Consider the following 7,922-nt stretch of genomic DNA (forward strand, 5'->3'; position numbering starts at 1 on the left):
GGTGCCGGGAGGGGGTAGCCGTAGACGCCGGAGGGCTCCGGGGCGACCACGGCGGGTCCTGCGGCCGCGGTCCAGCCGCCGGTGGGTCCGGGCGCGGGCATCGCCGCGGTGGGTCCTGCGGCGGCGGTGGGGCCCTGGGGCGAATCGTGCGGGCCCGGCGCGGCGGAGTCGGGGTCGCCGTCGTCGACCGCGATGCCGTACTCCGTGGCGAGGCCGACCAGGCCGGAGACGTATCCCTGGCCGAGTGCGCGGAACTTCCAGCCGGCGCCCTTGCGGTACAACTCGCCGCAGATCAGGGCGGTTTCCTGGCCGGTGTCGGGCACCACGTCGAAGGTGGCCAGCGGGGCGGCGTGCTGCGGTCCGGCCGTGTCGTAGAGCGCCAGCGCGAGGCCGGGCACCAGCCGGAACGGCCCGCCGTCGCAGGACGCGGCGAGCACCACCCGGTCCACGTGGGGGTCGAGCGCGGCCAGGTCCACCTCCACGGTGTCGGTGAGGCCCTCGGGGACGCGTTGCTTCGGCAGGTGCCGGGCGAGGCCCGACGGGTGCCGGGGGGCGTTGTAGAAGACGAAGTCCGCGTCCGAGCGCACCCGGCCGTCGATGCCGACGAGCAGCACGGAGGCGTCCACGTCGGGAGCGGTCGGCGCCGGGCTCCAGCGGAGCACCGCCCGGATGCCCGAGGCGTCCAGCGGGATGTTCGAGCCCTTCACCATCACGTGCGTCATGACCGCCATCCTGCCCGTCCGGCGGGGCGGCCCACAACGCCGCGGGCCGCGAGCGGGGTGCGGGGTTCCGCTCCGGCGGGTGGGCGGACCGCGGACGGACTGTGGGCGGCCCGCGTGCGGAGCGCGGGCGAGGGGCGGGCGCGGTGCACGTGGGGCGCGTGTGGGGTGCGTCCTGGGTGCGTGACGCGCGGGGGCGGACGTCTGGTGGACCGGAGCCGGTTACCTGTTTGTCACGCGTTGCGGGAACCTTTGCGCCACGGGCACACGTACGATAATCGGCCACGCGATTGACTCCAGCTCTCACGGCGGCGACTCTGAAAGGGGGCGTATGCGACACTTCGGACACCTTGCCTCGGATCTCAGAGGTGAACTCTTCCACCGGGAACCCCAGGAGTTCACTTCCGGCTCCCCTGTGCGCGTCCTCGCGACCGCCCTCGGCGCCACGCTCTACAGTCCGGCCACCCGGCCGCACCTCGCCGACGATGTGCTCAAGCAGGCCGCCCGCGGCGTGGTCTCCATGGTGCTGTGCCTGGAGGACTCCATCGACGACAGCGATGTGGAGGCCGGCGAGGCCAATTTGGTCCGGCAGTTCGCCGACCTCGCCGCCCGCCCCGGCGCCGAGCAGGCGCTGCCGCTGCTGTTCATCCGGGTCCGCACCCCGGCCCAGATCACCGACCTGGTGCACCGGCTCGGCGACAGCGTACGGCTGCTGTCCGGATTCGTACTGCCCAAGTTCACCGAGGAGACCGGCGTCCCCTTCCTCGAAGCGATCAGCACCGCGGCAAGCGCCTCGGGGCGGCGGCTGCTCGCGATGCCGGTCCTGGAGTCCCCGGAGCTGCTGCACCTGGAGAGCCGGGTGGAGACGCTCTACGGGATATCCCGCACCGTCGACAAGTACCGCGACCGGGTGCTCGCGCTGCGGCTGGGCGTCACCGACTTCTGCTCCTCCTACGGCCTGCGCCGGGCGCCCGCGATGACCGCGTACGACGTCCAGATCGTCGCCTCCGTCATCGCCGACGTGGTCAACGTGCTCGGCCGCGCCGACGGCAGCGGCTTCGTCGTCACCGGCCCGGTGTGGGAGTACTTCCGGCACCACGAGCGGATGTTCAAGCCCCAGTTGCGCCGCAGCCCGTTCACGCCCGAGGCCGAGGACCTGCGCGACGCCCTCATCCAGCAGGACATGGACGGCCTGCTGCGCGAGATCGAACTGGACCGGGCCAACGGCCTGCAGGGCAAGACCTGCATCCACCCCAGCCATGTGCCGGTCGTCAACGCGCTGAGCGTCGTCACCCACGAGGAGTTCTGCGACGCCGCCGACATCCTGCACCAGGACCGCAGCGGCGGCGGGGTGCTCCGCTCCGCCTACACCAACAAGATGAACGAGGTGAAGCCACACCGCGCCTGGGCCGAACGCACCCTGCGCCGCGCCGAGGTCTTCGGCGTCGCCCGCGAGGACGTCGGCTTCGTGGAACTGCTCGCCGCGAGCCTGCCGTCCTCCTGACCGGTGCCCAACCCCCCGTACGTAAGGACACCCGCCTGATGCCAACGAACGCGCCCTGGACCGGGCAGTGGGTCGCCGACCGCCTCGGCGTCACCCTGCACGGCGACGGCCTCACCGACCTCGTCGGCCTGGCGCTGCGGCGCAACCCCAAGCGGGCCCACCTGCTCGTCTCCCACGTGCTCGGCAAGCACATCCCGCAGGACCCCCGCACCGTCTACGGGTACGCCTACGCGCTCGGCCGGCGGGTGCGGGACCTGCTGGGGGCGGCCGAGGCGCGGCGCGCGGTCGTGCTCGGATACGCCGAGACCGCCACCGGGCTGGGCCACGCGGTCGCCGACGGCATCGGCTTCGCGCCCTACCTGCACTCCACCCGCCGCGCGGTGCCCGGCCTCACCCCGCACGGCGGGTTCGAGGAGGAGCACAGCCACGCCACCTCGCACCTGCTGCTGCCCGAGGAGCCCGCGCTGCTGACCGCGCCGGGCCCGCTCGTGCTGGTCGACGACGAGTTCTCCACCGGCCGCACCATCCGCAACACCATCGCGGCACTGCACGCCCTCCACCCGCGCGAGCACTACGTCGTCGTGGCGCTCACCGACATGCGCTCGGCCGCCGACCGTGACGCGCTGAGCGCCGTCGCCGCCGAACTGCCCGCGCGCATCGACGTGGTCGCCCTGGCCACGGGGACGGTCGGCCTCCCCGACGGCGTGCTCGGCAAGGGCCAGGCGCTGGTCGCCGCGCACACGGCCGCGGACGAGGAGTCCACCGTGCCCGCCGCTCCTGCGGCTCCCGACGGCCGTGGCCGAATACACCGGGTGCCGCTGGAGTGGCCCGAGGGGCTGCCCGACGGCGGGCGGCACGGCTTCCTGCCCGTCCACGCCGCGCGGCTGGCGGACGCGCTGCCCGCGATGGGCGGCCGACTCGCCGACGCACTGCCGCCGTCCGCGGAGCGCGTCCTCGTCCTCGGCAACGAGGAGTTGATGTACGCGCCCCTGCGGCTGGCCAAGGCGCTCCAGGACACCCTGGAGGAACGGGCGCGCACCTCGGCGCCGGGGCACGCCCCGGCCGCCGTCCGCTACTCCACCACCACCCGCTCCCCGGTACTGGCCGTCGACGACCCGGGGTACGCCATCCGCAACCGGATCGCGTTCCCCGCCCACGACGACCCGACCGACGCGGGCAGCATGGACCGGTTCGCGTACAACGTGCGCGGGTTCGACGCGGTGGTGTGCGTGGTGGACACCACCGGCGACACCGCCGCCCTGCACGCCCCCGGCGGGCTGCTGGACCGGCTGGCCGCCGCCGCCGACCCGGTACTGCTCGCGGTGGTGCCGTCCTACCGACCGAACGGAATCACGCACACGATGAGCCCGACGACCAGCCCGAGCGGTTCGAGCGCCGCGCAGGGTGCCCCGCAGGACGCCCGGGATGCCGCCCAGGCCCCGCAGGCCCAGGCCCCGACCTCGGACGGCCCCGTCGAGCCCTACGGCCTGGCCGAGCCGCTGCGGGGCCCGGAGTTCTCCTCCTATGCGCCCGAGGAGGTGGGCTGGCTGCTCAAGGACCTCTCCGACGTCGAGCTGGAGGCACCCACCGAGGAGCGCGAGGAGGCCATCCAGAGCGGCGGCGCGCACTACGCCGAGTCGTTGCCGGTGGAGTACCAACCCACCGCGGAGTACCAGGAGTTGTTCCGCTCCGCGCTGGACGGCTCGGCGCAGCGGATCGCCCGCGCGGTCGGCACCGTCACCGAACTCGTGCTGGCCGAGCGCGGACCGGACGCCGTACTGGTCTCGCTCGCCCGCGCCGGCACCCCCGTCGGCGTGCTGATGCGCCGCTGGGCCCAGCACGCCCACGGGCTGCGGCTGCCGCACTACGCGGTCTCCATCGTCCGCGGCCGCGGCATCGACGCCAACGCGCTGCGCTGGCTGGCCGCCCACCACGACCCGGCCGACGTGGTGTTCGTCGACGGCTGGACCGGGAAGGGCGCGATCACCCGTGAACTGGCCGCGGCCGTGGCCGAGTTCGCCGACGCGTCGGCGCAGCAGCCGGGTTCGGGATCGGGTTCGGGTTCGGGTTCGGGGAAGCCGGGGTTCAACCCGGAGATCGCGGTCCTCGCCGACCCGGGCGGCTGCGTACGGACCTACGGCACCCGCGACGACTTCCTGATCCCCTCCGCCTGCCTCAACTCCACTGTCTCCGGGCTGATTTCCCGCACGGTGCTGCGCGAGGGGCTGATCGGCCCGCAGGACTTCCACGGCGCGAAGTTCTACCGCGACCTGCTCGGCGCCGACGTCTCCGCGCTCTTCCTCGACACCGTCGCCGCCGCCTTCGACACGGTCGCCGACGGTGTCGCGGAGGACGTCAAGTCGCTTCTCGCGCAGGACCGCCTTCCGACCTGGGCGGGCTGGGCGGCAGTGGAGCGGATCAGCGTGCGGTACGGCATCGGCGACGTCAACCTGGTCAAGCCCGGCGTCGGCGAGACCACCCGGGTGCTGCTGCGCCGGGTGCCGTGGAAGATCCTCGCCAAGCGCGGGGCGGGCGCCGACCTGGACCACGTACGACTGCTCGCCGCGCAACGTGGCGTACCCGTCGAGGAGGTGGACGACCTGCCGTACTCCTGTGTCGGCCTGATCCACCCGCACTTCACGCGCGGCGCGACCGGCGTGGACGGCAAGGCGGTGACCGCGAAGTGAGCCGCGCACCGATGCCCACGCACCACCGGACCGTGGTCGCCAGCGACCTCGACCGCACCCTCGTCTACTCCGCCGCCGCGCTGGGCCTGACCATGCCCGACGAGCACGCCCCCCGGCTGCTGTGCGTCGAGGTCCACGAGGCCAGGCCGCTGTCCTACCTCACCGAGGCCGCCGGGCGGATGCTGGTCGAACTCGCCGACACCGCACGGTTCGTGCCCGCCACCACCCGTACCCGCAAGCAGTACCGGCGGATCAAGTTGCCCGGGCGGGTGCCGCGTTACGCGATCTGCGCGAACGGCGGACACCTGCTGGTCGACGGGCGCACCGACCACGACTGGAACGACGAGATGCGGCGCAGGCTCGCCGACGGATGCGCGCCGCTCGCCGAGGTGCGGGCGCACCTCGCCGCGACCGCGGACCCGGAGTGGCTGCGCAAGGAGCGGATCGCCGAGGAGTTGTTCGCGTATCTCGTGGTGGACCGGGACCGCCTGCCCGTCGGGTGGGTCAAGGAGCTCGCGGCCTGGGCCGACGAACGCGGCTGGACCGTCTCGCTCCAGGGGCGCAAGATCTATGCCGTGCCCAAGCCGCTCAGCAAGTCCGCGGCCCTCGCGGAGGTGGTGCGGCGCACCGGTGCGCACGAGGTGCTCGCCGCCGGGGACTCACTCCTGGACGCCGACCTTCTTCTCGCCGCCGACGCCGGCTGGACCCCCGCGCACGGCGAGCTCGCCGACACCGGGTGGACGGCTCCCCACGTCACCGCGATCGCCTCCGGCGGAGTGGCCGCGGGCGAGGAGATCCTCCACCGCATCCTCGCCCGGTTGGAGGAGTAACGGGCCCGCCCGGGCCGCCTGTTCGCGTGAGTTCGCGGACCTTGCGGTGCGGGGGCGGCCGGTCGCGGGGTCGTGGGGAGCCGGCCTACGCGCCGCGTTCCGCGGTGATGGCGCGGGAGCAGTGGGCGCGGCCGGATTCGGCCCGGCGGGCGTTGGGGCGTTCGCTGTCGGCGATGAAGGCGATCGCCTCGTTCTGGGAGCGCCCATCCCGTACGTGCCGGTGCAGCAACCTGCGTTCGCGCAGCCGCCGGGGCGTGTCCACGTACCAGAGCTCGTCGAGGAGGTCGCGGACCTCGGACCAGCCGGCCCCGTCGTCGGCCAGGTAGTTCCCCTCCGTGACGACGAGGCGCACGGCGGCGGGGACGACCAGCCCGGCGGCGACCGGCTCGTCGAGTCGCCGATCGAACCCGGGTGCGTAGACGGGCCGTTCACGTATCGCCCGCAGCCGGCGCAGCAGGTGTACGTACCCGTCGACGTCGAACGTCTCGGGCGCGCCCTTGCGTCCGCGCAGCCCCAGCCGGTCCAACTGGGCGTTGGACAGGTGGAATCCGTCCATCGGCACGTACGCCGCGGTGTCCGCGCCGAGCCGGCTGTTCACGCCGCTGACCAGCCGCTGTGCGAGCGTCGATTTTCCGGCGGCGGGCGGGCCCGCCAACCCGAGCAGCGTTCTGCGACCTGGAATGCTGGGCACCATGGCGACCACATCATCGACGAGCATCCGGTCAGCCTAGGTCAGGCCGGAGTTTCGCACCGTTCACTGGAGAAGACGTTGTACGAGACGAAGAACCCGCAGCTCACCCCGGAGCTGTACGCATATGTCCTGGCGCACAACCCGCCGCTGAGCCCCGTACAGCGCGCGCTGGTGGACACCACGCACCGCCGGTTCGCGGACGACGCCGGGCTCCAGACGGCGCAGGAGCAGGGCCCGTTGCTGTCGTTCCTGGTCCGGCTCACCGGCGCCCGCCAGATCGTGGAGGTCGGCACGTTCACCGGCTTCTCGACGCTGGCGATGGCGATGGCGCTGCCGGAAGGCGGCCGGGTCACCGCCTGCGACATCTCGGAGGAGTGGACCTCGGTGGGGCGCGCGGCCTGGGCGGACGCGGGCGTCGCGGACCGGATCGACCTGCGGATCGCGCCGGCCATCGAGACGCTGCGGGCACTGCCGGAAGGCCCGTGGATCGACCTGGTCTTCCTCGACGCCGACAAGGGGTCCTACATCGACTACTGGGAGGAGCTGGTGCCGCGGATGAACCCCGGCGGCCTCCTCGTGGTCGACAACACCCTCTACCACGGCGACGTCACCGACCTCGGCAAGAGCGGTGGAGCGGCGGCGATCCGGGAGTTCAACGACCGGGTGCGGGCCGACGAGCGGGTCGACGACGTGCTGCTGACGGTCGCCGACGGCACGACGCTGGCCCGGAAGCGGTGAGGCGGCGGCCGTCGTGGGCCGTCCGGGGCCCGGCCGGGGTGCGTTACGAGGCCGGCGCCGCGGGCGTGAGCAGCGCCTCCAGCAGCGGGCGGTAGTGGGCGAAGGACAGCACCCGCGCGGCCGGGTCCTTCGCCCGCTCGTCCCAGCGGCGCAGCGTCACCGCGTCGCGGGCGTACGGCCCGGCTTCGTACGCCCGCGCCTCCGCGACCGTCATCGGGCCGCCCTGGAGCGCCAGGGTCCGCACCGACTCGGCGGACAGCCTGTCGTGGTAGCCGGGTTCGGCGCGGCACAGGTAGCGCTTGGCCGCCACGTGCAGCCGTACCGGCTCCGTCACGTCGGGGCCGAACCACGCGGCGAGCCGGTCCGCGCCCGCGTGGCTGTGCCGGTTGTCGGTGCCTTTCAGCCACTCCTCGCCGCTGACGGTGCCGTGGAAGTGGCCGATGTCGTGCAGCAGCGCCGCGGCCACCAGCGCGGGCCGGGCACCGTCGGCCTCGGCGAGTGCCGCGGCCTGCAGCATGTGCTGGGCCTGATGAGTGACGTCCTCGCCGAGGTACTGGTCGGCACCTGCGCCGAGGAAGAGCGCTTCCAGCGCGTCGAGGGGAGCGGCGTCCATGGCCGGAAAGATGCCACGCCCGGGCGGGCATTCGGCGTCACCCGGGTTACCTGTGGATGAACGCCGACCCCGCCCGCCGCTCCGGCTACCCTGTGGGCATGCCCCGTTACGACTACAGCTGCAAGGCGTGCGGCTTCACC

7 protein-coding genes are annotated in these 7,922 nt (G+C 73.5%); 4 read left to right on the top strand and 3 right to left on the bottom strand.

Annotated features, from left to right (window positions below; translation table 11 throughout):
- Window positions 1-722 (bottom strand): TerD family protein (locus tag AC13HU_RS26205; protein WP_483044415.1); only part of this gene is annotated, 722 nt, incomplete at its 3' end.
- A 328-nt stretch (window positions 723-1,050) separates the two neighbouring features.
- On the opposite strand from AC13HU_RS26205, the gene AC13HU_RS26210 reads away from it, so the two are divergent.
- From AC13HU_RS26210 to AC13HU_RS26220, 3 genes are read left to right on the top strand one after another with little or no spacing between them, the layout of a single operon-like run.
- Window positions 1,051-2,223: an HpcH/HpaI aldolase/citrate lyase family protein gene (locus tag AC13HU_RS26210; RefSeq protein ID WP_483044416.1), complete on the top strand. Its 1,173-nt coding sequence runs from the start codon at window positions 1,051-1,053 to the stop codon at window positions 2,221-2,223.
- Between the two features lie 38 nt (window positions 2,224-2,261).
- Entirely contained in the window at window positions 2,262-4,910 is a 2,649-nt protein-coding gene (locus AC13HU_RS26215; RefSeq protein WP_483044417.1) for a phosphoribosyltransferase, read from the top strand.
- Window positions 4,911-4,921: 11 nt separating this feature from the next.
- Window positions 4,922-5,740, top strand: a complete 819-nt coding sequence (locus tag AC13HU_RS26220; RefSeq protein ID WP_483044418.1) for an HAD family hydrolase — start codon at window positions 4,922-4,924, stop codon at window positions 5,738-5,740.
- A gap of 85 nt (window positions 5,741-5,825) precedes the next feature.
- Here AC13HU_RS26220 and AC13HU_RS26225 read toward each other — a convergent pair whose 3' ends face one another.
- Window positions 5,826-6,458, bottom strand: a complete 633-nt coding sequence (locus AC13HU_RS26225) for a nucleoside/nucleotide kinase family protein (protein WP_483044419.1) — start codon at window positions 6,456-6,458, stop codon at window positions 5,826-5,828.
- A 51-nt stretch (window positions 6,459-6,509) separates the two neighbouring features.
- Here AC13HU_RS26225 and AC13HU_RS26230 point away from each other — a divergent pair, with 51 nt between their 5' ends.
- Window positions 6,510-7,169, top strand: coding sequence for an O-methyltransferase (locus AC13HU_RS26230; RefSeq protein ID WP_483044420.1), 660 nt, complete (start codon window positions 6,510-6,512; stop codon window positions 7,167-7,169).
- Between the two features lie 43 nt (window positions 7,170-7,212).
- Here AC13HU_RS26230 and AC13HU_RS26235 read toward each other — a convergent pair whose 3' ends face one another.
- On the bottom strand, window positions 7,213-7,782 hold the full coding sequence (locus tag AC13HU_RS26235; protein ID WP_483044421.1) for an HD domain-containing protein: 570 nt from the start codon (window positions 7,780-7,782) through the stop codon (window positions 7,213-7,215).
- Window positions 7,783-7,922: the final 140 nt, after the last annotated feature.

Source organism: Streptomyces sp. NH27 (assembly GCF_056859195.1).